Source organism: Rhodococcus sp. NPDC055024 (assembly GCF_053608585.1).
Genome location: NZ_JBSGVT010000002.1, coordinates 165,344 through 191,918 on the forward strand (window position 1 = coordinate 165,344; position 26,575 = coordinate 191,918).

At 62.6% G+C, this 26,575-nt stretch carries 20 protein-coding genes; 17 read left to right on the forward strand and 3 right to left on the reverse strand.

Translation table 11 applies throughout. The features are described 5' to 3' along the window. The first annotated feature begins 11 nt into the window (after positions 1–11). The 11 genes from ACWF6P_RS07270 to ACWF6P_RS07320 all read left to right on the forward strand — a co-directional run bounded on the left by ACWF6P_RS07270 (position 12) and on the right by ACWF6P_RS07320 (position 16,176). Positions 12–1,613, forward strand: a complete 1,602-nt coding sequence (locus ACWF6P_RS07270) for a PucR family transcriptional regulator (RefSeq protein WP_452620548.1) — start codon at positions 12–14, stop codon at positions 1,611–1,613. Between the two features lie 144 nt (positions 1,614–1,757). Further along, positions 1,758–3,356, forward strand: a complete 1,599-nt coding sequence (locus ACWF6P_RS07275; RefSeq protein ID WP_452620549.1) for an ABC transporter substrate-binding protein — start codon at positions 1,758–1,760, stop codon at positions 3,354–3,356. 226 nt (positions 3,357–3,582) lie between these two features. Continuing rightward, positions 3,583–5,184 (forward strand): ABC transporter substrate-binding protein, encoded by a 1,602-nt coding sequence (locus ACWF6P_RS07280; RefSeq protein WP_452620550.1) that lies wholly within the window; start codon positions 3,583–3,585, stop codon positions 5,182–5,184. A 65-nt stretch (positions 5,185–5,249) separates the two neighbouring features. Next, complete coding sequence (locus ACWF6P_RS07285; protein WP_019745232.1) at positions 5,250–6,263, forward strand: ABC transporter permease; 1,014 nt, start codon at positions 5,250–5,252, stop codon at positions 6,261–6,263. 1 nt (position 6,264) lies between these two features. Further along, positions 6,265–8,145 carry a dipeptide/oligopeptide/nickel ABC transporter permease/ATP-binding protein gene (locus ACWF6P_RS07290; protein ID WP_452620551.1) on the forward strand — a complete coding sequence of 627 codons (1,881 nt, stop codon included), beginning with the start codon at positions 6,265–6,267 and terminating at the stop codon, positions 8,143–8,145. Beyond that, a complete protein-coding gene (locus tag ACWF6P_RS07295; protein WP_003940215.1) occupies positions 8,142–8,933 on the forward strand; it encodes an ABC transporter ATP-binding protein in 792 nt (263 codons plus the stop codon). Before ACWF6P_RS07290 ends, ACWF6P_RS07295 begins: the two co-directional genes overlap by 4 nt. Next, the gene (locus ACWF6P_RS07300; protein ID WP_452620552.1) at positions 8,930–12,289 is read left to right on the forward strand and encodes a serine hydrolase; all 3,360 of its coding nucleotides are present in this window, start codon (positions 8,930–8,932) and stop codon (positions 12,287–12,289) included. Before ACWF6P_RS07295 ends, ACWF6P_RS07300 begins: the two co-directional genes overlap by 4 nt. Further along, complete coding sequence (locus ACWF6P_RS07305; protein WP_378446708.1) at positions 12,286–13,449, forward strand: M20/M25/M40 family metallo-hydrolase; 1,164 nt, start codon at positions 12,286–12,288, stop codon at positions 13,447–13,449. The genes ACWF6P_RS07300 and ACWF6P_RS07305 overlap by 4 nt, the downstream gene beginning before the upstream one ends. Further along, a complete protein-coding gene (locus ACWF6P_RS07310; protein ID WP_378629357.1) occupies positions 13,427–14,248 on the forward strand; it encodes a GNAT family N-acetyltransferase in 822 nt (273 codons plus the stop codon). The genes ACWF6P_RS07305 and ACWF6P_RS07310 overlap by 23 nt, the downstream gene beginning before the upstream one ends. Next, positions 14,238–15,371 (forward strand): o-succinylbenzoate synthase, encoded by a 1,134-nt coding sequence (gene menC, locus ACWF6P_RS07315; protein ID WP_378446709.1) that lies wholly within the window; start codon positions 14,238–14,240, stop codon positions 15,369–15,371. Before ACWF6P_RS07310 ends, menC begins: the two co-directional genes overlap by 11 nt. Positions 15,372–15,495: 124 nt before the next feature. Continuing rightward, complete coding sequence (locus tag ACWF6P_RS07320) at positions 15,496–16,176, forward strand: 3'-5' exonuclease (RefSeq protein WP_317551954.1); 681 nt, start codon at positions 15,496–15,498, stop codon at positions 16,174–16,176. Between the two features lie 31 nt (positions 16,177–16,207). Here ACWF6P_RS07320 and ACWF6P_RS07325 read toward each other — a convergent pair whose 3' ends face one another. Together ACWF6P_RS07325 and ACWF6P_RS07330 are read right to left on the reverse strand one after the other, a co-directional pair. After that, on the reverse strand, positions 16,208–17,635 hold the full coding sequence (locus ACWF6P_RS07325; protein ID WP_452620553.1) for an amidase: 1,428 nt from the start codon (positions 17,633–17,635) through the stop codon (positions 16,208–16,210). 115 nt (positions 17,636–17,750) lie between these two features. Continuing rightward, positions 17,751–18,617, reverse strand: coding sequence for a response regulator transcription factor (locus tag ACWF6P_RS07330; protein ID WP_452620554.1), 867 nt, complete (start codon positions 18,615–18,617; stop codon positions 17,751–17,753). Positions 18,618–18,760: 143 nt separating this feature from the next. Between ACWF6P_RS07330 and ACWF6P_RS07335 the strand changes: the two genes are divergently transcribed. Next, the gene (locus ACWF6P_RS07335; RefSeq protein WP_452620555.1) at positions 18,761–20,365 is read left to right on the forward strand and encodes an acyl--CoA ligase family protein; all 1,605 of its coding nucleotides are present in this window, start codon (positions 18,761–18,763) and stop codon (positions 20,363–20,365) included. A gap of 15 nt (positions 20,366–20,380) precedes the next feature. Here ACWF6P_RS07335 and ACWF6P_RS07340 read toward each other — a convergent pair whose 3' ends face one another. Beyond that, a complete protein-coding gene (locus tag ACWF6P_RS07340) occupies positions 20,381–21,748 on the reverse strand; it encodes a cytochrome P450 (protein WP_452620777.1) in 1,368 nt (455 codons plus the stop codon). Between the two features lie 90 nt (positions 21,749–21,838). Here ACWF6P_RS07340 and ACWF6P_RS07345 point away from each other — a divergent pair, with 90 nt between their 5' ends. The 5 genes from ACWF6P_RS07345 (at position 21,839) to ACWF6P_RS07365 (ending at position 26,557) form a co-directional block, all read left to right on the forward strand. Beyond that, the gene (locus tag ACWF6P_RS07345) at positions 21,839–22,459 is read left to right on the forward strand and encodes a TetR/AcrR family transcriptional regulator (RefSeq protein ID WP_452620556.1); all 621 of its coding nucleotides are present in this window, start codon (positions 21,839–21,841) and stop codon (positions 22,457–22,459) included. Positions 22,460–22,531: 72 nt separating this feature from the next. Continuing rightward, entirely contained in the window at positions 22,532–23,224 is a 693-nt protein-coding gene (locus tag ACWF6P_RS07350) for a TetR family transcriptional regulator (protein ID WP_452620557.1), read from the forward strand. A gap of 159 nt (positions 23,225–23,383) precedes the next feature. Continuing rightward, positions 23,384–24,541: an acyl-CoA dehydrogenase gene (locus tag ACWF6P_RS07355; protein WP_003939784.1), complete on the forward strand. Its 1,158-nt coding sequence runs from the start codon at positions 23,384–23,386 to the stop codon at positions 24,539–24,541. 92 nt (positions 24,542–24,633) lie between these two features. Beyond that, positions 24,634–25,482, forward strand: a complete 849-nt coding sequence (locus ACWF6P_RS07360) for a 3-hydroxybutyryl-CoA dehydrogenase (RefSeq protein WP_452620558.1) — start codon at positions 24,634–24,636, stop codon at positions 25,480–25,482. Between the two features lie 163 nt (positions 25,483–25,645). Continuing rightward, the gene (locus tag ACWF6P_RS07365; RefSeq protein WP_452620559.1) at positions 25,646–26,557 is read left to right on the forward strand and encodes an oxygenase MpaB family protein; all 912 of its coding nucleotides are present in this window, start codon (positions 25,646–25,648) and stop codon (positions 26,555–26,557) included. The last annotated feature ends 18 nt before the right edge of the window (positions 26,558–26,575 follow it).

Consider the following 26,575-nt stretch of genomic DNA (forward strand, 5'->3'; position numbering starts at 1 on the left):
AAGGTGTGGTGGTGACCACACCCACGGGAGTATCGATCGTCGACATCGTCGACAGACTGGGAATGACGTTCCTCAGCGGTGGCGACACCGTCGACGGCGCCCGCACTGTCAGCCGCGTGACCCTGCATGAAGGGTCCGAAGCTACGCAGGACAGTGCGGGCGCCGTCGTGCTCGGTGCAGGTCTCGCCGGCTCGGCCGATATCGCAACGGCGGTAAGAGAATACGGCTCGGCAGGCGCGGTAGCACTGATCGTCAAGGAACCCCTGGACTTCGACGGACTCGTCGAGCAGGCGGTAGCCGACACCGACGTCGCGCTCCTCGGAATGGTCAAGGATGCGAGCTGGCTCCAAAGTGCGTCGTTGATCAACGAGATCCTCGAATCCGGCAACAACGGGGACCGCACGACGGCCGCCGACGCCGACCTGTTCGATCTCGCCAACTCGATCGCTCAGGTGATGGACGGCCCCGTCACCATCGAGAACCAGTCGAGCCGGATCCTCGCGTTCTCGGCGGATCAAGCCTTCGGCGACGAGGCACGCAAGCAGAGCGTCCTCGGACATCAAGTGCCGCAGCACTATTCCGACCGACTCAGGTCCATGGGGTACTTCAACAAGATCTACGGCTCGGCCCTTCCGGTCTTTCTACCGGGTATCGGGCCGGGCATCAGGCCCCGAGTCGGCATGCGAATACATGCGGCATCTCAAATCCTCGGTTCGATCTGGGTGATCTTGGACGAGGAGCCGAACGAATTGCAAGTCAAAACGCTCGTCGAGGCTGCGGGCGTGGCCGCCATGAGTTTGCTTCGCGCCAAGCTGGCCGCGGATTCGGCACGCCGGCTGAGGCTGGGTGAGGTGATCACACTACTCAGTGGCGGTACTTCGGCCAAGGAAGCGGCCGAGCGACTGGGCTACGGTCGTTCGAAGGCAACCGTGTTGGCGGCCGGCTTCCGTGGCGGCGCCGGCGCAACGTTGGAGGCCGAAGCCGACGTCGATCAACTGGCCCTGACACTCAATACCTATCTCCACCAGGTATTTCCGCTGTCGGTGGCGGCAGCGATCGGCGGCACCGTCTACGCCGTCATCCCGCACACCCGGCATCAGACCGACGACGACTACGTGCGCCGGATCGCGTCGGAGTTCGCAGACCGTTCCCGTTCGGAGAAGTCGGTGGTCATCGGAATCGGCGCGACGGTGGCCGACGTGATGACGCTGGAGAAGTCACGCGACGAAGCCGACCGAGCGCTTCGCGTTCTGAGGTCGACGTGGAATTCCTCGGGCCGGACCGTCGCGCGTGCCGACGACGTGCAGATCAATTCCCTGCTTCTGCGCCTCTCCGACGCCCTGGCGGACGAGAACGAGACCGCGTCGGGCCCACTCGCCGTGCTACGTGAATACGACCGCACGCACGACATCAACCTCGTCGACACTCTCCGCGCCTGGCTCGACACGTTCGGCGACATTCCGGCTGCTGCGTCCTTGGTTCACATCCACGTCAACACATTCCGGTACCGCCTCAAGAAGCTTGCCGGAATTGCCGGCATCGATCTCGACGACCCCGAGACGCGATTCAGTCTGATGCTCCAGATTCGTCTCTTTTATCCGGCGACGTCGTAGCGATCTACCAAATCTCACGGAACCTTCGTAAATTCGGACGATGCTCTCCTTCTTTCGTTGGGTGAAGATTCATGCAATCGACTTTTGCTCCCCACTCGACGGACCTCCGTCATTCGGGTCGGGACTTCACCTTCCGGAGGCACCATGAAACAACGGTCCTACGCACTACTGGCCGCGGCAACCGGCACCGTCCTAGCCCTGACCGCATGCTCGTCGGGTGGCTCGTCGGGCTCCGGTGGGGGTGAGCCCCTCACCGACGGCACCTTCAAATTTGCACTCGTGGCCGACCCCGGCGCATTGAATCCGCTGATGACCGCGGCTTCACCGGCACACGCACTGGCACGTCTGAGCTACGACTATCTGCTCAACCCAGATCCCGATACCGGCGTAACCAAGCCGTGGTTGGCCGAAAAATGGGAAGAGACAACTACTTCCGCGTCGTTCACCATTCGCGACGGCGTCACCTGTACGGACGGATCCGCCCTGACTGCCCAGACTGTCGCAGACACCGTCAACTTCATCACCAACGCCGCAAACAAATCCGCTCTCCGCGGGGTGTACGCACCAGCAACGGCGAGCGCCACCGCCGACCTGGCAACACGGACAGTGACGGTTACGACTCCGGAGCCCTCTCCCTTCCTGCTCCTCAATCTGGCGCGGATTCCGATCATGTGCGAGGCAGGGTTGAAGGATCCGACGGCGGCAAACAAGACGACCATCGGATCGGGCATGTTCCAAATGACGGAGGCCGTGGCAAACGATCACTACGCGTACGTCCGGCGCGACGGATACAACTGGGGACCTGACGACACCACCTCCGACACTGCCGGAGTGCCCAAGAATGTCGTCGCGTCCATCGTGACCAATACGAGTACGTCTGCGAATCAGCTGTTGTCCGGTGATCTGAATGCCGCCGCCGTCTCCGGCGCCGATCAGGACCGATTGAATGCCGCGAACCTGAACACGGTCAAGCAGCCGGCTCCGGCGGGCGAGATGTTCTTCAATCACAGCCCGGGCAATCCGACCAGCGATCCGGCCGTGCGCAAAGCCCTTGTCCAGGCGCTCAATCTCGACGACCTCGCCGAGATCTTCACCGCCGGCCGCGGAACCCGGTCTACCACGATGGTGTCCATCGAACCGAGGGCCTGCATCTACGACTCTGTCGCCGGAAACCTGCCGGCCTTCGATACCAGCGCAGCCGCAGCAACTCTCGAATCTGCGGGCTGGAAAATCGGTGCCGACGGTAAGCGCAGCAAGGACGGCACACCGCTCCGACTTCGCATGGTCTACGAAACGTTCGGTGACTCGACCGATGCTGCCGCCGACGTCGCACTCAACGCTTGGAACAATCTCGGCGCAACTGTCGAACTCACCAGTGGTGACTCGAACAAGATCCTCGATGTAGCACTCAGCGGCAAGGACAACACCGCGTGGGATATTGCGTGGGAGCCGATCAACGTCGCGCTGCCCAGCATGCTCGTACCCTTCCTCTCCGGTCCGGTGCCAGCTGCGGGACTCAATTTCTCGTCGATCTCCAACCCTGCCTACGACGCAGCCGTCGCCAAGGCTTCCGGACTGACCGGCGAGGATGCTTGTGCCGCTTGGGCAGACGCCGAATCGGAGATCATCAAAGCAAACTCAGCGGTACCTTTCGCCGACAAGATCACGACTCTCTACTTCAACAATGCGGGTCTGGCATTCGGCCGTAATTTCACCGGTTCGGCCCTACGCCTGTACCAGTAGACGACGGCAGCGACCGGGGAAATCGTTCTGTTTCGCCGGTCGCTGTCGGTATACGGACAGGTATTCACTGATCCTGGCGGTTTTCGTGGGAGCGGACGAAAATCGACCCGATTTTCGTGAGGATCGACAGAGATGCGCGTCACGTCATGCGCCAAGATTTAGCAGTCAACACTCAACCGCGCCCTCTCGAACTTCGCTCGGGCACCAGCTCCATCCCGGAGGCACCATGAAACACCGCTCCTATCCAACACTTGCAGCAGCCGCTGGGCTCGCTCTCGTGTTGTCCGCTTGTGGCTCGGGAGGCACGTCCTCGGGCGCCGGTGGCGGTGAACCGGCCACCGACGGGACCTTCCGTTTCGCCCTGCAGGCCGATCCGGGCGCACTCAACCCGATCATGTCGGCCTCTCAGGCAACCGCCGAGTTGTCTCGTTTGGCCTACGACTACCTGATCTACCAGGATCCCGATACCAGCGAAGTCGGACCGTGGTTGGCGGAGAAGTGGGAGGAGACTCCGACCTCGGCGTCCTTCACCCTCCGTGACGGGGTGACCTGTACCGACGGATCGACGCTGACTTCCCAGACCGTCGCGGACAACATCAACTTCGTGGCCAATCCGGACAACGGTTCACAGTTGCGCGGGTCCTCTGTACCGACCGGTGCCACCGCAACCGCCGATCCGGCAGCGCGCACCGTCACGGTGACCACTGCGTCGCCGAGCCCGTTCTTGCTTCTCAACGTCGGTCGACTGCCGATCCTGTGCGAGGCCGGGCTGAAAGATCCGACAGCATCGAACAAGAAGTCGCTCGGCACCGGCATGTTCGAAGTCACCGAAGTTGCCGCCAACGACCACTACACGTTCCAGCGACGTGATGGCTACAACTGGGGCCCCGACGGCACCGCTTCCGATACCCCCGGCGTCCCCAAGACGGTCATCGCCGCCATGGCACCGAACGTGAGCACCGCCGCAAATCAGCTTCTCTCGGGTGAACTCAATGCAGCTCCGATCGCCGGGCCGGACAAGGACCGCGTCGCGGCAGCCAATCTGGACTCGGTTGGCCGGCCGGTGCCCGCGGGCCAGATGTACTTCAACCAGATCGCCAGCAACCCCACCAGTGATCCGGCAGTGCGCAAGGCGCTGATTCAAGCGGTCAATCTCGACGACCTCACTCAGGTCATCACCGCCGGAAACGGGGTCCGGGCAACCAGTCTCGTCGCCGTCGAACCGCGCGCCTGTGTCTACGACTCTGTCGCAGGCAACATTCCGGACTTCGACCTCACAGCTGCAAAGGCAACATTGGACGGCGCTGGTTGGACTGCCGGCGCTGACGGCAAGCGAAGCAAGGACGGCACGCCGCTCAATCTCCGCCTCGTGTACGACGGCACCGACGATCCGCGCAACGCGGCGGCAGAACTTGCTCAGTCGGCGTGGTCAGAACTTGGCGCAAACGTCGAGGTGACCGGGGGCGACTCGAACAAGATCATCGACGTCATTCTGAGCGGCAAGGACAACTCTGCCTGGGACATCGCCTGGGTCCAGGTCAACTCCTCGCTGCCCAGCACCTTCACTGCATACTTTGCCGGGCCGGTTCCCGCAGCAGGTAAGAACTTCGGATCGGTCAGCAACCCCGCCTACGAAGCAGCAGCCACCAAGGCTTCCGGTCTGACCGGTAGCGACGCTTGTGACGCTTGGGCCGACGCCGAGTCGGAGCTCACCAAGACGATCGCGGCCGTGCCCTTCGCAGACTCAGTCATGAACGTGTACTTCAACAAGGCTGGACTCTCATTCGGTAAGACGCTCACCGGTTCTGCGTTGCGTCTCTACCAGTAAGTCGTTTTCCCGCTCAGCATCTCTTCCCGCCCTGCATCTGTTCCCGCCCTCCGGAAAGACAGCCCATGAGTCAAACTATTGAAGCCGCGAAACCAGAAGCGGCGCCTCAGGCTCGAGCAAAGTGGCTCGAGTCCGACAGCTGGCCTGCATATCTGCTGCGCCGTTTCGGCACCTTCGTGATTTCACTCTGGGCGCTGGTGACTGCTGCGTTCCTGATGCTCCAACTGATTCCGGGTGACCCGGTGCGGTTGGCGCTGGGAATGAACGCACCGGTCGAACTGGTCGAGACAACGAGGTCTCAGCTCGGTTACGACCTTCCCCTGTGGCAGCAGTACTTCCGATTCGTCGGCGGGTTGCTGAGCGGGAATCCCGGCGACTCGATCACCTTGAGGACTCCGGTCTTCGAGGTGATCGCGTCCCGCCTACCGGCAACACTCGAACTGGCTGTACTCACAGTCGTCACGGTGCTGCTACTGGGCATTCCGATCGGCCTCATCTTCGCTGCACTGACCCGCAACGGTCGACGACGCGGAGTCGAGATCGGTTACACCGCAACGTCGGGCACCATCGCCGTGATCCCCGAATTCATGTTCGGTACGGCGCTGGTCTACCTCTTTGCCGTCACGTTCCCTGTTCTGCCCGTCGCCGGCCGAGGTGGACCGGAAAGCTACATCCTCCCGGTCGCGGCCATGTCGATCGGTGCCATCGCCTCGATGTCGCGCATCGTCCGTGCAGAGGCACTCGGCGTGTTGGACATGGATTACATCCGCACCGCGCGCGCCAAGCGAATGCCCGTGGCACGAATCTACTTCCGTCATGCAATGCCCAACCTCATGACGTCGACGCTGACGCTCGCCGGACTCCTCCTGGGTGGTCTGATTGCCGGCACCGTGCTCATCGAGAGCATCTTCGCCTGGCCCGGCATGGGCATGGCGCTGGTCAAATCCATCACCGAGAAGGACTACCCACTCGCCCAGACACTGGTCGTGATCTACGGCGCCATCGTCCTTCTCATCAATTTCATCGTCGACGTGGTGCTCGCTCTCATCGACCCACGATCCACAATTCGGGAGAACTGAGTTGAGCACCTCACCTACCGCCCCCACTGCGGCCCCCAAGACGCCCCCGCGACGACACTGGATCGTCGGAACGTTCCGCACCCCATTGGGAATCCTGGCCCTCACCTTCCTGACCGCTCTGATCGCCCTCGTCATCTTCGGACCGATGATCTGGGGTGACGCCGCTGTCGCAGCCAACCCGAAGGCACTGTCTCAGGGACCGAGTTCCGAGCACATCTTCGGCACCGACGCCGGCGGGCGTGACGTCTTCGCCCGCACGATGACCGCCGCGAGACTGTCGGTGCTCATGGCTCTCGGAGCCGTCGCACTCGGTGTCACAATTGGCCTGATACTCGGTACGCTCCCGACGCTCGCTCCCCGCTGGGTCGGACGCATGGTCGTGGCATTCCTCAACTTCGCCATCGCATTCCCTGGACTGCTCCTCGCGATCTTCCTGTTGGTCGTTCTCGGACAGGGTGCTGGCAGCGCGGTGATCGCCATCGGTCTCGCCCTGGCCTCGCCGTTCGCGAGGTTGACGTACGCGCTGGCTTCGTCGGTCAACGGACGCGACTTCATCGACGCAGCACGCATCCTCGGGGTCACCAAGCCTGGGTTGTTGTTCCGCCACATTCTCCCCAACATCCGTGAACCACTCATCGTCAACGCCAGCATCGCTGTCGGCAGCGGCCTTGTGGTCTTCGCCGGACTCTCGTTCCTCGGCTTGGGCATTCAGCCGCCCGCGTTCGACTGGGGCCGGATGCTGAACGAGGGCCTGTCGAAGATCTTCGTCAACCCGGCCACCGCACTTGCTCCCGGCATCGCCGTCGTGCTCGCCGGTTTGACCTTCACGTTGCTCGGTGAGGCCATTGCACGCGGTGCGGGAGTTCACAGCCCGATCAGCAGTCGTCTGCCGAAGTGGAAGCCGATCAATGCACGCACAGCTCAAACGGATTCGACACCCAGCGACGAAGACGCGGTACTGACCGTTCGCAACATGTCCGTCGCGGTCCCCGCGGGTGACGACTGGCGTCGCCCCGTCGACAACATCAGTTTTACCGTTCATCGCGGCGAGACCGTGGGCATCGTCGGTGAATCCGGTTCCGGAAAGTCACTGAGTTGCATGGCAATCGCGCAGCTGACCGACCACCCCACCGTGGTCGACGCCGGGCTCATCGAGTTCGACGGCACCGTGCTGATGAAGGACGGGAAGCGGCCGGACGACGCGGCTTCGCGCAAGGTTGCCCGCCAACTCGGCACACGTATGGCGATGGTGTTCCAGGATCCGATGTCGTCCATGAATCCGTCTCTCAAGGTCGGATACCAGGTCGCCGAGATCGGTTGGCTCCACGAAGGTATGAGCAAGGCCGACGCGAAAAAGGCGGCAGTCGAGCGACTGAACGCCGTCAAGATCCCCGACGCGCCCAGGCGCGCGAAGCAGTACCCCCACGAGTTCTCCGGCGGTATGCGTCAGCGCGCGATGATCGCCATGGGTCTGATGGGCAAGCCCGCTCTGATCATCGCGGACGAACCCACCACTGCGCTCGACGTGACCGTTCAGCGTGAGGTCCTCGGGCTGCTCCACGAGGTTCGCGAAGAAACCGGCGCCGCAATCCTTCTCATCTCGCACGACATGGCCGTCATCACCGGCATGTGCACCCGTGTCCTGGTCATGTTTGCCGGCGAAATCGTCGAAGACATCGCAGTCGACGATCTGACTGCCGGTCGTGCAAAGCATCCGTACACCCGCGCGCTGATCGCCGCAGTCCCCACCATGAGCACCGATCGCGACAAGCCGCTTGCCACCGTCGACGAAGCCTGGCAGGTGGAGAGCCTCGACGCCGAGGAGAGCACCGCCGACATCGAGTTGGAAGAACTGTTGGCTGTTGCAGAGGAGATCCGATGAGCAGGCTCGAATTCCGTGACGTCAACGTCCACCTCGGAAGCGGTTCGAAAAAATTCCACGCTGTCAAGAACATCAATCTCGACATCCCCTCCGGATCGGTGGTCGGTCTCGTCGGTGAATCGGGTTCCGGAAAGTCGACACTGGCGCGAGCAACTGTCGGCCTGGCCGAGCCCAGTTCCGGGCAGATCCTTCTCGACGGTGTGGACGTCGCTCACGCCCGCGGCGCGACGGCTCGTCTGCGCCACCGGATCCAGATGGTCTTCCAAGATCCGTACTCGTGCCTCGACCCGAGAATGACCATCGGCCAGTCACTCGCCGAGGCGCTGCGGTCCACCGAGCGTCGTGACAAAGCTCGCCGCAGCCGCGGCGACCGCGCTGCCGAGGTGGCTCGACTCCTCACCACCGTCCAACTGCCGGTGGAGAAGGCGCACGAATACCCGTCGTCGTTGTCTGGTGGTCAGCGCCAACGCGTTGCCCTCGCGCGGGCTTTGGCAGCTGCACCGGCAGTTCTGCTTGCCGACGAAATCACCTCCGCTCTGGACGTGTCCGTGCAGGGCGCGGTTCTGAATCTTTTGGTGGATCTGCAGAAGCAGCTGGGTCTGACGGTTCTGTTCGTCAGTCACAACCTGGCGGTGATCCGCTATGTCTGTGACCACGTCGCAGTCATGCTCGGCGGCGAGATCGTCGAACACGGGCCGGTTCTCGACGTGATCGATTCGCCCAAGGAGCCGTACACGGCAAAGCTGTTGTCCGCGATCCCGACCTTCGGGGAGCCGATGTTCCAATGACAACGCCGACCACTCTCGACTCCCCCGCTGCCGTAGCCCGCGCCGAAGAACGCCGTTCGGCGAGAATCCAGGATTACGCGTCCGTGGTTACACCGACCAGCATCGCCGTATCGGCGTCGGGACGCATTGCATACGTACGTACCGAAGCGAATCCGGCCGCGGATACCAACGAGCACTCGATCTGGTTGGCTTCCCCGCAACTACAGCTCACCGCGGGACCTGCCGACACCTCGCCGGCATGGCATCCCGTTTCCACGCTGTTGGTCTTCGTTCGGCCGGATTCCTCGGGCACACCGCAACTGTGGAAGGTCGATGCCACCGGGGGACCCGCCGTTCAGATGACCACCGCGGAACAACTCCCGCTCGGCGCTGGAGCACCGGTGTTCTCTCCCGACGGTGCTCGAATCGCCTTCAGTGCCCCGGTCGACCGCACTGCCGCCGGATCGTCACGCCTCTTGGTGGCGAAACGCCTCAACTACAAGGTCGACGGACCCGGCGTCCGGGGCAGCGTTCGGGCGCACCTGTTCGAGTTCGATCTGGCCGCCGGCTCGCTTCGGCAACTGACGGACGGCGATTGGGACGCTTCGCATCCCGCGTACAGTCCCGACGGCACCGAACTGGCTTTCACCGCGGCCATGGACGGCAATGCCGATCTGACACGGGCGAGTTCCGCGTGGACCGTATCGCTGACTGATCTCGCCTCGGCTCCGCGGATGCTGGGGCACGCACGCGGCATCGCCGGACCACTTGCGTGGACACCTGCCGGCGACGCCGTCGTAGCAGTCGGTTGGCACACGCCGATCATTCACAACAACGAACTTCTTGTCCTACACCGCGACCAGCGAGTGGAAGACCGCAGTCTGACGTCCGAACTCGACCGAAACGTCATGCCTGGCGGGACCGGTTATCCCGGTGGCGCACCGTGTTTCACCACCGACGGCGACATCGTCTTCTGCATCCGCAACCACGGCTCCACAGAACTGCACAAGGTCGATTTCGGATCAGGCTCCGCCTCACCACTTCTCACCGGAGAACAGAGCGTGGTCTCCGGCCTTGCCTTGACGTCCGGGAAGGCCGTCGTCGCGCTGGCAACGGCGACGTCCTTCGGTGAGGTCGCCGTCATCGATCTCGAGACTCGCGCCGTCGAAACCGTCACCGAATTGAACACGGAACTGACAACTTCCGTCGCGTTCCCAGTCGCCACCGAGCGTTGGTTCGACATCAGCGACGGCACCCGTGTTCAGGGTTGGATCCTGCGCGACCCGAACGTCACAGGCGCCGGACCGCTGGTTCTGGACGTCCACGGCGGACCACACAATGCCTGGACCGGAACGCCCACCGTGATGCACGCGTACCACGCGGAACTGGTCGCGCTGGGATACACGGTCTTGATGATCAATCCGCGCGGAAGTGACGGCTACGGAAACGACTTCTTCGACGGTGTGCGGGACGGCTGGGGCGAGGCGGATCGCGCTGACCTGCTCGAACCAGTCGAAACGCTTGTCGCCGAGGGGATTGCTGATCCGAAACAACTGGTGCTCACGGGCTACAGCTACGGCGGGTTCATGACGTGCGCCCTGACGTCGGTCACCGATCGGTTTGCCGTCGCAGTCGCCGGTGGCCTCGTCTGCGACATCGCGAACACGGCGGGCCCGTCGGACGAGGGCATCTTGCTGCAGACGGTCGAATTCGACCCGCAGTCATCTCGAGTACAGGAACTTTCGCCGTTGGGGCGAGTCGCGAAGGTGACAACACCGACGCTGATACTGCACGGCGGCAGCGATGTCCGGTGCCCGGTCAACCAAGCCGAACAGTGGTTCGGTGGACTGCGTTTGGCCGGCACCCCGACCGAACTGGTGGTCTACCCGGACGCGTCGCATGCCTTCGTGTTGACGGGCCGCCCGTCCCACCGACTGGATTACAGCACCAGGCTGGTCGAGTGGCTCGAGCGTCACCTCTCCCCCACGCCGGCACTCATCACGGTCGACCCCGACTACTGGCAGTACCGACTCGACACCCTGAGCGCGAAGTACGGGGTACCCGGTGCCTCGCTGGGAATCTTGACCACAGGTCGCAGCGGATTCGACCGCACCGTGGTCACTTCCGGTGTCGTCAGCACCCGCACCGGTGTCGCGGCCACACCTGACACGTTGTTCCAGATGGGTTCGATCAGCAAGGTCTGGACGGCCACACTGATCATGCAACTCGTCGAAGAAGGACTGCTCGACCTCGATGCACCTGTTCGGAACATCCTGCCGGACTTCGCAGTTGCCGACACGGTAGCCACCGAAACGGTCACGACTCGCCACCTGTTGACTCATACCAGTGGCATCGACGGTGACGTCTTCATCGACGGCGGACGCGGCGACGACTGCGTCGAGCGATACGTCGCAGCCCTGACCTCGACGGTGCAACTCTTCGCTCCCGGTACCGATTGGTCCTACTGCAACACCGGCTTCGTCATCGCCGGACGAATCATCGAGGTTCTCCGAGGTAAGAATTGGGACGCGGTTCTGCGCGAGCGGATCATCGAGTCGCTCGGCCTGACCAAGACCACGACTCTGCCCGAGGAAACGGCACTGCACCGCGCCGCAGTCGGGCACGTCGGCGGCGCCGACAATCTCGCGCAGACACCACAATTCCTCATCCCTCGTTCGATGGGCCCCGCTGGTCTCATCAACAGCACAGCCGAAGACCTACTCCTGTTCGCGCAGGATTCGATGCGCGAGGATCCGGTACTGCTTCAGCGTTCCACTCATCTGGCGATGCTCGAGGAACGCCGCCAGATCGGTGACGTGTCGTCTGCAGACATCATGGGAACTACGTGGCTGCTGCACAATTGGGGCGGGGTACTGGCGCACGGCCACAACGGCGGAACTCTCGGCCAGCAGTCGTTCTTGCGGGTGGTCCCGTCCTGCGGCATAGCAGTAGTCCTGATGGCCAACGGCGGAGCGATGGACGGTCTCTCGGGCGATCTTCTGGCTGAGGTGATCGCTTCGATCGGCGGCGTCGCCGTGACACCGGCATTCTCGCCTGGTGACCCCCACACCCGCATCACGTCCTCACCCGAGGAACTCGATGCGCTGTGCGGTCTGTACCGCGATGCTGCCGCCGATTTCGTCCTGGAACGGACCGGCAGTTCTCTGACCGCCCGCCGCACCGATCACATCGATCCTTCGCTCAACGCCGAAACGGCAGAGTCCGTCTCTCTCAACCTGATCGAAGTTCACCCTGGAGTGTTCGGGACCCGACTCCCTCAAACATCGAGTTGGATCCGGATCACTTTCTCCGACAACGGGAGTACACAATTGTTACACGTCGGAAGCCGCGCATATCCGCGAGTGAACAACCGATGACCGTTCTCCGCGATCTGGCCGAGCGCCAACTTCCTCAGATCCTCGAGGACGCCATCGCGCTCATCGAAGTCGAGTCGCCGTCTCACGATCTCGAAGCTGTTGCTCGCAGCGCGAAATGGACGTCAGACCTTGTCCACGAACGACTCGGCGTTACACCGGAGTCGATAGTGAGGGAAGGCCGAACCCATCTGGTGACCCGTTTCGGCAGCTCACCGACGCGGCTGATGCTGCTCGGTCACCACGACACCGTGTGGCCGATCGGCACCCTGACGCGCCTGCCCGCAGCCGTCACCGACGGAGCACTTCGAGGTCCTGGCGGCCTCGATATGAAACTTGGTGTTGTTCAGGCGATTCACGCCCTCGCCATCGTTCGAGAGTTGCACGGTGACGATGCACTCGACGGGATCACACTCCTTGTGACCGGTGACGAGGAAATCGGTTCGCCCACGTCGCGGTCCCTCATCGAGGAACTTGCTGCGGGCGCGGTGCTCGTCCTCGAGGCCGGCGGCGACGGCGGTGAACTCAAGACCGTCCGCAAGGGAGTGTCTTTGTATCGGATCCATGTTGCCGGCCGCGCTGCACATGCCGGGTTGGAACCGGAAAAGGGCATCAACTCGGCAGTCGAGCTGGCTCGTCTCGTGATCGCGATCAACGACTTGTCCTCTCCCGCGCAGGCAACCACCGTCACGCCGACCGTCATTTCGGCCGGAACCACCACCAACACGGTTCCGGCAGAAGCATTTGTCGACGTGGACGTGCGCGCAACCAGCGCAGCCGAGCAGGAGCGGGTCGATTCGAATATCCGAGCCCTGCAGGCAATCCACCCCGAAGCAGTAGTAACGGTCTCGGGTGGCGTCAACCGGCCTCCCCTCGAAGCAGCGATGTCCGCACCGTTGCTTGCCTTGGCGGAACGTGTTGCGCTCGAGCATGATCTGACTCCTCCCGTCGGCCTCGCCGTCGGTGGAGCCTCGGACGGAAACTTCACTGCCGGCATCGGCATCCCCACCCTCGACGGCCTCGGTGGCGTCGGCGGCGGTGCACACGCCGAGACCGAGCATGCGCTCGTGTCCGCTATCGCCCCGAGAACGGCGTTGGTTGCGGGCCTTATTCGTTCGATCACGTCTGAAGGGGGCCCTCGTGTCGAAAAGCAAAGCGGTTGAGTTTCGAGAACTGGTCGACACCCGCGAAATAGCCGATCTGTCTGCCGTTTTCGACGAGATCTGGGCAACCAGTCCCGGACCGGCTCATTTCGGCACGGCGATGTTGGTTGCACTCCATCACGGTGGCCATTACGTGGTGGGAGCCTTCTCCGAAGGCGAGATGATCGGCGGTTGTGTCGGTTTCTTCGTCGAGCCTCTCGGCCAGGTCCTGCACTCGCACATCGCCGGAGTTCTACCGGGGCACGCAGGCAAGGGAATCGGCCGCGCTCTGAAGCATCATCAGCGGGACTGGTGCATCGAGCGCGGCGTACAAACGATCCGTTGGACTTTCGATCCACTCGTCGCACGAAATGCCTACTTCAACATCCAGCGTCTCGGTGCCGAACCGGCCGAATACAATCCGGATTTCTACGGATCGATGGCAGACGGTATCAATGCCGGCGACGCCAGCGATCGAATGCTGGTCAGTTGGGACCTCGACGCCGATGGAGCTCCGAGTTCGACTGTGGCCGTGAATGATACATTCAAGGTGCTCCAACCCACCGAGGACGGTACACCTCGGATGCTCCCGATCCCACCCGACTGCATCGACATCGCAGTCGGAATACCCCGAGACATAGAGCATCTGAGAACTGTCGACCGCGCCTCCGCCTTTGCCTGGCGACACGCGCTTCGCGAGTACCTCGAACCATTGATCGCCTCGAAGGAATGGCAATCGACCGGCTTCGACCCCAGTGGCTATTACATGTTCACGAAAATCTGCGAGACAACCGGAGAAGAGCAAGTCCATGCACATTGAGTCCGTCGAATTGCGCGAACTGCGCATCCCTCTCGTCTCCCCTTTCACCACGTCATTCAGCACCCAACTCGAGCGCAACACCCTCGTCCTGAAGGTGAGTGGCACCACCGAGGGCCCCAACGGCCCGGTGGAGACTGTCGGATGGGGCGAGTGCGGCTCGCTGAGCGATCCGTACTACAACTCGGAGTACACCGCCGGCGCGCGAGCGATGCTGCGCGAGTATCTCGTTCCGACGCTGCGTAAGTCGCAGTCGGATCAGCCGCTCTCGGCCGAGACCGTCGGCAGCGTGCTTCATCACATCGTGGGTCATCAGATGTCCAAGTCGGCCATCGAAATGGCAATTCTCGATGCTGAATTGCGTGCTCGCGGACAGTCGTTCGCTCGGTACCTCGGTGCCACTCGCACGCGGGTTCCGTCCGGTGTATCCGTCGGTATCCAGGACAGCATTCCGCAGTTGCTCGAGACCGTCGGCAATTACCTGTCGCAGGGTTACGTGCGAATCAAGCTGAAGATCAAGCCGGGCTGGGACATCGAACCTGTCGCAGCAGTGCGCAAGGAGTTCGGCTACGACGTCCCGTTGCAGGTCGACGCGAATGCCGCGTACACACTTGTCGACGCGCAGCTGCTGCGTCGCCTGGACGAATTTGCACTTCTCCTCATCGAACAGCCTTTGGCCGAGGACGATTTGGTTCAGCACGCCAAGCTTGCCCAGTCCCTCTCGACTCCGATCTGCCTCGACGAGTCGGTCGAGTCGGCCAAGGATGCAGCAGACGCCATCACGCTCGGTGCCGCTTCGGTCATCAACATCAAGCCGAGCCGTGTCGGTGGATACCTGGAAGCCAAGCGAATCCACGATCTCGCGTCGGCGCACGGTATTGCGGTGTGGTGCGGCGGAATGCTCGAGACCGGAATCGGCCGCGCTGCCAACGCAGCTCTCGCGGCGCTGGACGGCTTCACACTGCCGGGTGACATCTCGGCGTCCGATCGCTTCTACAAGGAAGACATCACCGAACCGTTTGTCATCGAGGACGGCCACATCGCCGTGCCCCAGGGACCAGGCTTCGGTGTGACTCCGCGTGAGGACGTCATGGAGCGCTTCACCGTCGGAACCGAAATTCTGTAGGTTTCCACTGCGTCGACAAACAGTCACCTCCGCCCTCACCGGGCGGAGGTGACTGTTTGTCGTTTGTGTCGGTAGGGCGGTGCATAGTGATTCGGACATGATGCACCGCACCGAAAGGCCCCCGATGAGTAGCTGGTCCGATCGCCCGATCTGCGCGTTCGACCTCGAAACCACGGGACGAGATCCGTCGACCGCTCGTATCGTCAGTGCCTGCGTCGCGGTGATCGACGGTTCGAGTGTCGAAACACGCACGTGGCTACTCGATCCCGGCGTCGACATCCCCGCCGGCGCCTCGGCCATTCACGGCATCAGCACCGAGTTCGCGGCGCAACACGGCCAGAACTACTCCGAGGGCTACGAAGAGATCCGTGAGGCCCTGCACAATTCCTGGGCACGCGATCACGCTGTCGTGGCGTTCAACGCCTCCTATGATCTGACGGTCATGCACGCCGAGGGTCTGCGCATCGGCAAGCCCGCCTTCGTTCCGGGGTTGGTCATCGATCCGTACGTGATCGATCGCGCCATGGACACCTTCCGCAAGGGCAAACGAACGCTCGCGGCCGTGTGCGAGCACTACGGGATTTCCCTCGAGTCGGCCCACGAGGCTGAGGCCGATGCCAAGGCAGCGGCAGCGTTGGCTCGCGAGCTGGCCGTGCGGTTCCCCGACATCCTGGGGCTCGATCTCATGGTCGATCAAGCCGATTGGCACGCCGAGCGCCAGCGTGATTTCGCCGAGTACCTACTCAGCCAGGGGAGGGACGTCGCAGATGTGAACGGCCAGTGGCCAATTCGCATCATCGCCTGACGCCCTCCCCTTGCTCGAACAACCGCGCGCGTTAGACCGGGACCGGCGGCCACACCGGCGCAATGGACCACGGACGGGCCGTTTCGAGCTGCGACGCAACCTGGATCAGCAAATCTTCGCGTCCGAACGCACCGACCAACTGAACGCCGATCGGCACACCGGCCGAGTCGTGCCCCATCGGCAAGGAAATCGCCGGCTGACCGGAACTGTTGAACGGACTGGTCAAACCGCTGTATCCGGCCGAGTGTTCCCAGATCGACATGGGATTTGCCGTATCGAGCAGACCGAGCGGAGCTGCCGGCCGAGCCATCGTCGGCGTCAGCAACAGATCGTGATCGACAAAGAACGCACCGATCACCTGGGCTGCCCGCTCGAGTTCCTGCAACGCCGTGACGACGTTCGTCGCACTTTCGGACTTCGCACGGTCGTAGATCATCCGGGCCATCGGCTCGAGGTCGTCGTCCCGGATTGCGCGGTTCAGGGCCTCGAGACGTTCGTCGACCTCGATCGTCATCGGTATACCCATCAACACCGAAAGCCCGGCAGTAAGCGCATCGAGGGGAAAGTTCGGGGCACCCTCGGTGACATCGTGACCGAGTTCTTCGAGCAAGCCGGCGACACTGGTTGTGACGGCCGCACACTCCGGATCAACCGGGGTGCCGTCCGGCAGCGCGTTACTCAGACCAATCCGCAACCGTCCGGGATCCGCACCCACTTCCTCGACGTACGGCCGCTTCGGCGCCAGGATCACGTAAGGATCGCCCACTGTCGGTCCGGCGGAGAGATCGAGAAGCAGCGCGGTGTCGCGGACACTTCGGGTGAGGGCGTGATGAACACTCATCGGCGACGAGAAGAGCGTGCGCGCCGGTGCCGTCGAAGTGCGTCCGCGGCTTGGCTTGAGGCCTACCAAGCCGCAGGCCGATGCGGGTATACGGATCGATCCACCACCGTCGCTGGCATGTCCGCCTGGCACGATCCCGACGGCAACAGCCACAGCAGTGCCACCGGAAGATCCGCCGGGCGAACGATCAAGTGCATACGGGTTGCGGGTGGGTCCGAACAGCGCAGGTTCGGTACTGGCGTTCTTGCCGAACTCCGGGGTGTTCGTCTTGCCGATGACAACCAGACCAGCCTGACGGTAGCGCTCGACGAGCGTCGAATCTTTTTCTGCCACAGCGTCGGCGAACAATCGAGATCCATTGGTGCTCGGCAATCCTGCGACGTCCATGCCGAGGTCTTTGATCACGAACGGGACGCCGTGCAGTGGACCTTCCGGCAGGCCGCCTGATACCTCGTTGCGCGCTTCCTCGCGACGCTCACTGATCACTGCGTTGACTGCCGGGTTGCGCTCGTCGAGTCTGTCCAGGCTGAACTCGAGGACTTCCTTGGCGGAGATGTCGCCACTCTTGATTGCTTCGGCCAGGCCGGTCATGTCGTTGTTGTCGAACAAATCCTGCATCGATGCCCTCATCACTCGTGTAGAACTCTGCCGATAGTGAGGTCCGTCATATCAACCGCGGCGGCGACGCAGTTCCGGAATTCCGCTTGGCGGGACCGATCAGAGAATCAAGCCCTCACAGAATCAAACCCTGCCGCCGCGCTTCCACGACCGCTTCGTGTCGACTGCGGACGTCGAGTTTTCCCATCAGATTCCGCATGTACGTCTTGATCGTTTCGACGCTCAGGGACAACCTCTCGGCGATCTCGGCATTTCGTAGTCCGAGGGCGACGTACCCCATCACCTGCCGCTCGCGTGGCGACAGGATAACGGCGTTCGCGGCTGGAGTGTTCGCGGAGGGAATCGGCGAGGCCAACGCCCGAAGCTTTGCCTCGACGGCGTGGACCTGCGCGCTGAGAGTCGTGTCCTCGAGGTTCGCCGCGATCTCGCCGAGCGCCAGTACGCTCTCGGTCAATCCCTCGGAGATCTGGGCGTCGCGGTTCGAACCATGTTCCACCGCAGCGGTATCGAGCATCGCCACGCGCCGATCCACTTCGTCGCGGATCTCGAATTCGCGGGCCAACGCGTACGACGATCGCATCATCGTCTCGGCGATCACGTCGCCGATCGGCAGGTTGGCACGCAGTCCTCCGTAGATCGCTCCGCGAGTAACCCCGCGTACGACGATCGGGACTGCCATCAAGGATTCGATCGCTTCGGCGCCCACTTCGTAGTCGTAGTCGTGAGTGATGTGCGACGAGTTCGCGTAGTCCTGGACTGCGCCCGGTCGTTGTTCTGCGATCGCCCGGCCGCCGAGTCCGCATTCGGCGTCGATCTGCAGGTTTCGCAGGATGTTGCTGCGAGTGCCGACGTGGCCGGTGATGGTGAGCGACCGGTCGCTGACACAACCGCCGAACAGGACCGGCAACTCGGTCCGGGGATGTAGTCGACGCAGCTCGGCGCGCAACGCGTCGTCGTCGCTCGGCCTCAATACCCTGCTCACACGCACCTCCCGGCGTCCCACTTACCCAATTCAGAGGGTAGCGGCACCTGCGGCTGGGCAATAGCGTGCATCCAGACCATTTGTAGCGCCGATCACAATTACCGTGACACCGGCCGTCCCACGTCGCCCCTCCGGAGGAACCCGTGTCTGCACCGACAGCACTCGCAGCCAACAACACCCCGCTCAGTCCGCTGCGCTTTCTCGAACGCAGCGCTGCGGTGTTCCCCGATCGCACCGCCGTCGTTCACGGCGACCGGACCTACTCGTACCGAGAGTTCGGAGACGAGGTCGCATCGCTGGCCCGCGTCCTGCGTGAACGCATTCAGCCCGGTGACCGCGTTGCATATCTGGCTCCGAACGTTCCCGAGATGCTGTTCGCGCATTTTGCCGTCCCACTCGCCGGCGGAGTCCTGATCGCCCTGAACTCACGCCTCGCTGGTCCCGAACTCGAGTACATTCTCGATCACTCGGGAACCACGATCCTGTTCGTCGACTCCGAATTCGTCGGCTCGGTCACCTCGTCCAAGACCAACGTGGCGAGCCTGCGCGAGATCATCGAGATCCCGGACTCCACCGTGCCGTACCCGGAAGTGCCCGCCGGAATCGTCACCGGGCAATACGCTGATCTGATTGCCGAAGGCGAAGCACTCGCCGATGAGCCACTGCACTGGGGCGTCGACGACGAGCAGCAGTGCATCGCCATCAACTACACCTCGGGCACCACCGGAAAGCCCAAGGGCGTCATGTACTCCCACCGCGGGGCATACCTGAACTCGCTCGGCGAGACCTTCCACAACGGGTTCGACGGATCGACGAAGTACCTGTGGACACTGCCGATGTTCCATTGCAACGGGTGGTGCACACCGTGGGCTGTCACTCAGGCCGCGGGCACACACATCTGCCTGCGTGCGGTCCGTGCCGACGCGATCTGGGACGCCATCGACAATCTGGGTGTGACGCATCTGTGCGGCGCCCCTACCGTCTGCTCGACCATCGCCGATGCCGAGCAGGCCCACAAGGTCGACGCCCTGCGCATCACCACCGCCGGGGCTCCCCCGTCGCCGACGATCATCGGAAAGCTCGAAGACATCGGTGTCACTGTCGTCCACGTGTACGGGCTCACCGAGGTCTACGGGCCGTACACGATCTGCGAGTACCAGGAGGCCTGGGACGACAAGCCTCAGTCCGAGCGTGCCGCACTTCTCTCCCGCCAGGGAGTCGGCATGGTGCAGGCCGAAAATGCGCGCGTTGTCGATGCCGATATGAACGACGTTCCCGCCGACGGTCAGACGATGGGCGAGATCGTGCTCCGCGGCAACAACGTGATGCTCGGGTACTACCGCGACGAGGCCGCGACTGCCGAAGCGTTTGCCGGTGGCTGGTTCCATTCCGGGGATCTCGGCGTCATGCATCCCGACGGTTACATCCAACTCAAGGACCGCGCGAAGGACATCATCATCTCGGGCGGCGAGAACATCTCCACCGTCGAGGTGGAGCAGGCGATCATGAGCCACCCCGCCGTGATCGACGTGGCAGTCGTCGGCGTTCCGGACGAGAAGTGGGGCGAGCGCCCGAAAGCATTCGTGGTGCTGGGCAAGGGGTTACAGGCTTCCGCGGAAGACATCGTGGAGCACACCCGCGCCTTGCTGGCCGGGTACAAGGTTCCCCGCGACATCGTCTTCCCCCTCGATCTTCCTCGCACCCCGACCGGCAAGGTCCTCAAGTTCGAACTGCGGGCGTCGAAGTAACTCGGACGTAGGGGCTCAGCGCACCGGAGTGGGACGCCGACGCAGATCGACAGGTTGACCGTCGGAAGGGAACGGTAAGGACGTGAAGTCGAGCGGGGCGACGTAATCGGCGTCGACATTCCAGTCGAAGCGCAGGAGGAGGTGATGCATGATTGCCTTGATCTCGGCGCCGGCGAAGTGCATTCCGAGACATTTGTGCACTCCACCGCCGAACGGCTCCCACGCGTATCGATGAACCTTGTCTTCGCGTCGGTTCTCGGCGAAGCGCTCGGGATCGAAACGCTCGGGATCAGGCCAGTACTGCGACATGTGGTGTGTGAAATGAGGGGCGACGGCGGCATACGTTCCAGCCGGTACGAAGCGACCCCGCACTTGGGTGTCGCGGACCGCTCGCCGCGCCATGACCGGTACGGGAGAGACGAGTCGGAGGCATTCCTTCATCACCAGATCAAGACTGCTCAGCCCGTCGAGATCTGCATAACTCGGCATCGAGGTCCCCAGAGCAAGTGATTCTGTGCGGCACTTGTCCTGCCACGTCGGGTGCTGACCCAGGTATTGCATCATCGTGGAAAGGGTGATGGTCGAGGTATCGTGAGCGGCCATCAGAAGGAAGATCATATGGTCGATCACTTCGTCGTCGCTGAAGCGTTGTCCCGCTTCGGATTCGATGTGACAGAGCACGGAGAACAGGTCATCGGTTTCGAGACTTCGACGCGCCGGCAGGTAACGACGAAAGAAGTCTTCCAGGACCCGGCGGCCGTCGAGCCCTCGCTTCCATCGCGTCCCCGGCACGGGGTAGCGAACCAGAGAGGTTGCTGCCTGGACACAATCGACGAAAGCCTTCTTCGCCGAAGATATTTCGCTCTCGGTGCTTCCTTCCGCGCCGCCCATGAAAATGTCGGTGGCGAGATCGAGGGTCAACGACTTCAGCGCCGTATAGGCACGGAATCCGTCAGCGGGAGACCATGCGTCGAGCGCCGAGTCGATTGCCGAGTTGAGAACGTCGACAGACTTCTCGAGCCGTGACCGAGTGAACGCCTGCTGCATGATTCGACGGTGTCGTAAGTGTTCTTCGGAATCGAGCAGCATCAGCCCACCGTGAAAGAAGGGGCCGATCAGCACCGACCAACCGTCGCTGTTGACGAAAGCCCGATCCTTGTTCTGGAGCACCTCCTGACATGCGTCAGGTCCGAGTACAGCGATCCATCGCCGACCGACCATGGAGAACCAGGACACCTCGCCGAAACGATCCCAGTTCTCTTGCATCAGAGCGAGTGGATCGCGAATGTATGCCAGCGCATGCCCGACCAGGGGCAGCCCGGAACGACCCGAAATCGGGTGCAGCGGCGAGTTCATCGGGGGACGAGCCAGGATCTTGGGCACTGTGACCTCTACTCTCACTCAATCTGACAGTGGCTCCTGTCAGATTGACAGTAGTCTGCGTCACACTCATGCGTCTGTCAATATCGACCTATGACTCCCCCTACGCCGCGTCGATATGCCGGCCTGAGCAGCGACCAGCGCTCAGCGCTGCGGCGCGAGAGCTTGATGGAGGCAGGGATGGAACTCTTCGCGGCCTCAGGCAATCGCGGCGCCACGATGACCGCTATCTGCGCACAGGCCAAGTTGACGGAACGCTACTTTTACGAAAGTTTCTCCAGCAGAGACGAATTGCTGGAAAAGATCCTGGACGGGATTGCCGACGAGGTCCGCGACGCAGGTCTGGCCGCACTACGAGCGAGCGACGGGACCCTCGAGCAGCGAGTACGAGATGCCATCGCGTCGTTTGTCACCATCCTCACCGAGGATCCCCGTAAGGGCCGTGTAGCAATGATCGAATCCGCTGCATACGAACCCCTGCGTACACACCGACGCGCAGTACTGCACGGCTTCGCTCAGATGGTCGCGGACGAAGCCACGCAAATGTACAGCGACCGAGCTTGGCCACCACGTCAAGGTCAGATCAACGGACTGCTCTTTGTGGGCGGCCTCGCCGAGTTGGTCACCGCATGGTTGAACGAGGAGATCGCTATCTCCCCCGAGGAGATCGTCGAGGCGGCAACCTACCAATTCACATCCACCGCACACCGTTGATACAGAACTGCCCGGCACCTCGATCCTGCCCGTCACACCGGGATGGTGCTCACAGGCGCAATACTTGTCCCCATGAGTGAACGCGCAGACTTGCCCGGAACTGACCCCGCACAGTTTCGGGTGCACGTCGCGTCTCAAGCGATCCGGTTGTTCTCGGAGAACGGGTACGAAGCCACCACAGTCGAGCAGATCGCCGCTGCCGCCGGTGTGTCGCGTCGGACGTTCTTCCGGCAGTTCCGCTCCAAGGAAGACGTGATCTTCGCCGATCACGAATCCCTCCTCGAACACGTCGCCGAATTCCTTGCATCCGATTCCGCCGACCCCTGGGCGTCCGTGTGCGAGGCCGCGGGACTGGTCTTCGATTTCTTCCGCCGGAACCGTGACCTGTCGATGCGGCGATACCGCGTCGTACAGCATGTCCCGGCCCTCCGCGACCGCGAGCTGGTCACCGGATTCCGCTACGAGCGACTTTTCGTCGATTACCTCCGCAGCGCTGTTCCCCGCGAACCCGTCCTCGAGGTTGTCGGTTTTGCCGCAGCTGTCACCGCGTGCCACAACTACCTCTTGCGAAGCATGATCAAGGGCGACGAGGACGCCACGGCCGAAGCGCTGAGTCAGGCGCTTCTCGACGTTCGGCGGACGTACGGCGTGGCCCCCGGATCCAAGACCAGCACGCCAGAATCGAAGTCTGTGCTGGTAGTAGCGTTCACCCCGGGCACTTCCCCCGAGGAGATCAGCAGAAAGATCCACGAACAACTCGGCTGACACTCCTCGTGCACCGAAACTTCACACGCCCATCCCTTGACCTGGCACTCAGTGCCGTGTTTGACTGGAGTCATTGGCACCGGTCTGTCCGCGAATCTCGCTGGTAACGCCGGAGCCGCACCGACCGCCTTCAAGCCACCTTCACCAAGGAGCGTTCCCATGGCAGGAAACCCGGATTTCAATCTCTTCGCGCTGAACGAAGAGCACGACGAACTGCGGGCTGCTATCCGCGGACTCTCCGAGAAGGAAATCGCGCCGTACGCCAAGGACGTCGACGAGAACGCACGGTTCCCCGAGGAAGCTCTCACCGCCCTCAACGCGTCGGGCTTCAACGCCATCCACGTCCCCGAGGCTTACGACGGCCAGGGCGCCGATTCCGTCGCCACCTGCATCGTCATCGAGGAAGTTGCCCGCGTCTGTGGCTCCTCCTCGCTGATCCCCGCCGTGAACAAGCTCGGCACCATGGGCCTGATCCTCAAGGGTTCCGAAGAGCTCAAATCCAAGGTGCTCCCGGACCTCGTCAACGGCGGAATGGCGTCGTACGCACTGTCCGAGCGTGAAGCCGGATCCGACGCCGCCTCGATGCGTACCCGCGCAAAGGCTGACGGCGACGACTGGATCCTCAACGGCTCCAAGTGCTGGATCACCAACGGCGGCAAGTCAACCTGGTACACCGTCATGGCTGTCACCGATCCCGACAAGGGCGCCAACGGCATCTCCTCCTTCATGGTCCACAAGGACGACGAGGGCTTTGTCGTCGGACCGAAGGAAAAGAAGCTCGGTATCAAGGGCTCCCCCACCGCCGAGCTGTACTTCGAGAACTGCCGCATCCCCGGCGACCGCATCATCGGCGAACCGGGCACCGGCTTCAAGACGGCTCTCGAGACCCTCGACCACACGCGTCCCACCATCGGCGCACAGGCCGTCGGCCTGGCCCAGGGTGCACTCGACGCAGCACTGGCATACACCAAGGACCGCAAGCAGTTCGGCAAGTCCATCAGCGACTTCCAGGCTGTTCAGTTCATGCTCGCCGACATGGCGATGAAGGTCGAAGCCGCACGTCTGATGGTCTACACCTCCGCTGCTCGCGCCGAGCGTGGCGAGAAGAACCTCGGCTTCATCTCCGCTGCCGCCAAGTGCTTCGCTTCGGATGTCGCCATGGAGGTCACCACCGACGCCGTGCAGCTGTTCGGTGGCGCCGGCTACACCACCGACTTCCCGGTCGAGCGCATGATGCGCGACGCCAAGATCACGCAGATCTACGAGGGCACCAACCAGATTCAGCGCGTCGTGATGTCGCGGGCGCTGCTGAAGTAGGGCCTCCGGCCCTGTGCGCGGTTAGGCAGTCCATAGACTCCTTAACCGCGCACGGGGGCTTGTCCCCTGTCTGAAGAATCTTGAGGAGAATCGTGGAACTCGTAGGCGTAATCGGCGGCGGCACCATGGGTGCCGGCATTGCCGAAGTTTGTGCAAAAGCCGGTAGCTCGGTACTGGTGCTCGAAACCAAAGAAGAATTCGCGGCCGCCGCTCGCGAGCGGATCGCCAAGTCGATCAACCGCGGCGTGGCCAAGGGCAAGATCACCCAGGAAGATGCCGACGCCGCCGTCGCACGCGTTCGCGTCACCCTGGACATCGAAGAGTTCGCCGATCGCGATCTGGTGATCGAAGCGGCTCCCGAGATCGAAGCTCTCAAGTACGAGATATTCGGCAAGCTCGACAAGATCGTCAAGCCTGCAGGCATTCTGGCGACCAACACCTCGTCGATCCCCGTCATCAAGATCGCCAAGGCCACCTCGCGCCCCGGCCAGGTTGTGGGCGTTCACTTCTTCAACCCCGTGCCGGTCATGCCGCTCGTGGAGATCGTGGTCAGCCTCACGACGTCCGAAGAGACCGTCCTCGCCGTCACCGACTACGCAAAGAACACCCTGCGTAAGAAGACGGTTCGCGCGGGCGACCGGTCGGGCTTCATCGTCAACGCTCTGCTCATCCCGTACCTGTGCCAGGCCGTCCGGATGCTCGAATCCGGTTACGCCACAGAAGAAGACATCGACGAGGCAATGAAGGGTGGCTGCGGCTACCCGATGGGTCCGCTGACGCTTCTCGACACCGTCGGTCTCGACATCGCTCTCGCAGCAGCAGAGTCGCTGTACGCGGAATTCGCAGAACCGCACTACGCTCCGCCGGCACTGCTTCGCCGCATGGTCGACGCCGGTCGCCTCGGCAAGAAGACCGGTCGCGGCTTCTACGAATACGCCTGAGTCCGACCGCTTCACTCTTCCGGCCCCTCACCTGTCGCAGGTGAGGGGCCGGAGTTGTTTCGGGCAGATCTTGCCGAATCCATTGACAAATTCGCGCGGCGCAGCAAAAGTCATCATGTGACAACAACCGTTGTCACATGAGCGCAGGCGGAGGGTCAACCAGATGAGCAACAATCCGGACACCGACACTCGTCGACCCAAGCCCGGGGAACTACCGAAGCCCCAGGCGCGACCAGAACCCCTGGAACTACGAGCCGATCCGATCGGCCCCGGTTCCCTGACGTGGACACACTTCGGCGACGTTCGCGGTCTGCTGTATCTCGGACGCGCAGGCACGCTGCAGAACATGCACCCTGCGGTAAGTGGAGCGCTGCAAGATCATTCGAACTTCTTCGACAATCCGCTCGACCGCCTGTTCCGCTCACTGCCTCCCATCTACGGGGTCGTGTACGACCGGACCGAAGAGGGCACAGGCACGCTCGTTCGCAACTTCCACACCGATCTCAAAGGAACAGACGAAACCGGCGGGCGCTACCACGCCCTCGCTCCTGACACTTTCTGGTGGACTCACGTCACGTTCTTCGAGGTGATACTCGATTTCAACGAACGATTCGCATACAAGAAGTTCACACCGGAGCAGAAGGACCAGCTTGTCCGTGAGGCCGTAACCTGGTGGCGTTGTTACGGTCTCACCGATCGACCCGCTTTCGACGACTACGCGAGCTTTCGCGCGTACTGGGAAGACATGCTCGACAACCGGTTGATCAACACTCACACCACGAAGTGGTCGACGCGCATCTCCGAGCACAACATCGCACCGGCGCCGAAGGTGCCGACGTGGTTGTGGAAACTCTCCTCGCGCCCCACGATGGCCGTGGCGAACTGGATCGGCAAGGCACTGATGCCGGAGAAGGCGCGCGAAACCCTCGGATGGGAATGGACGCCGCGCGACGAACGAATGTACTTCTGGTTCGCCCGCTTCCTGACACTGACCGATCGGTTCTGGCATCTACTCCCCCTACGTCTGCAGTACGCACCGCGCGCATACTCGGGTATCCGCACACAGGGTCTTTGAGCCTGCATCGGTAGGCTG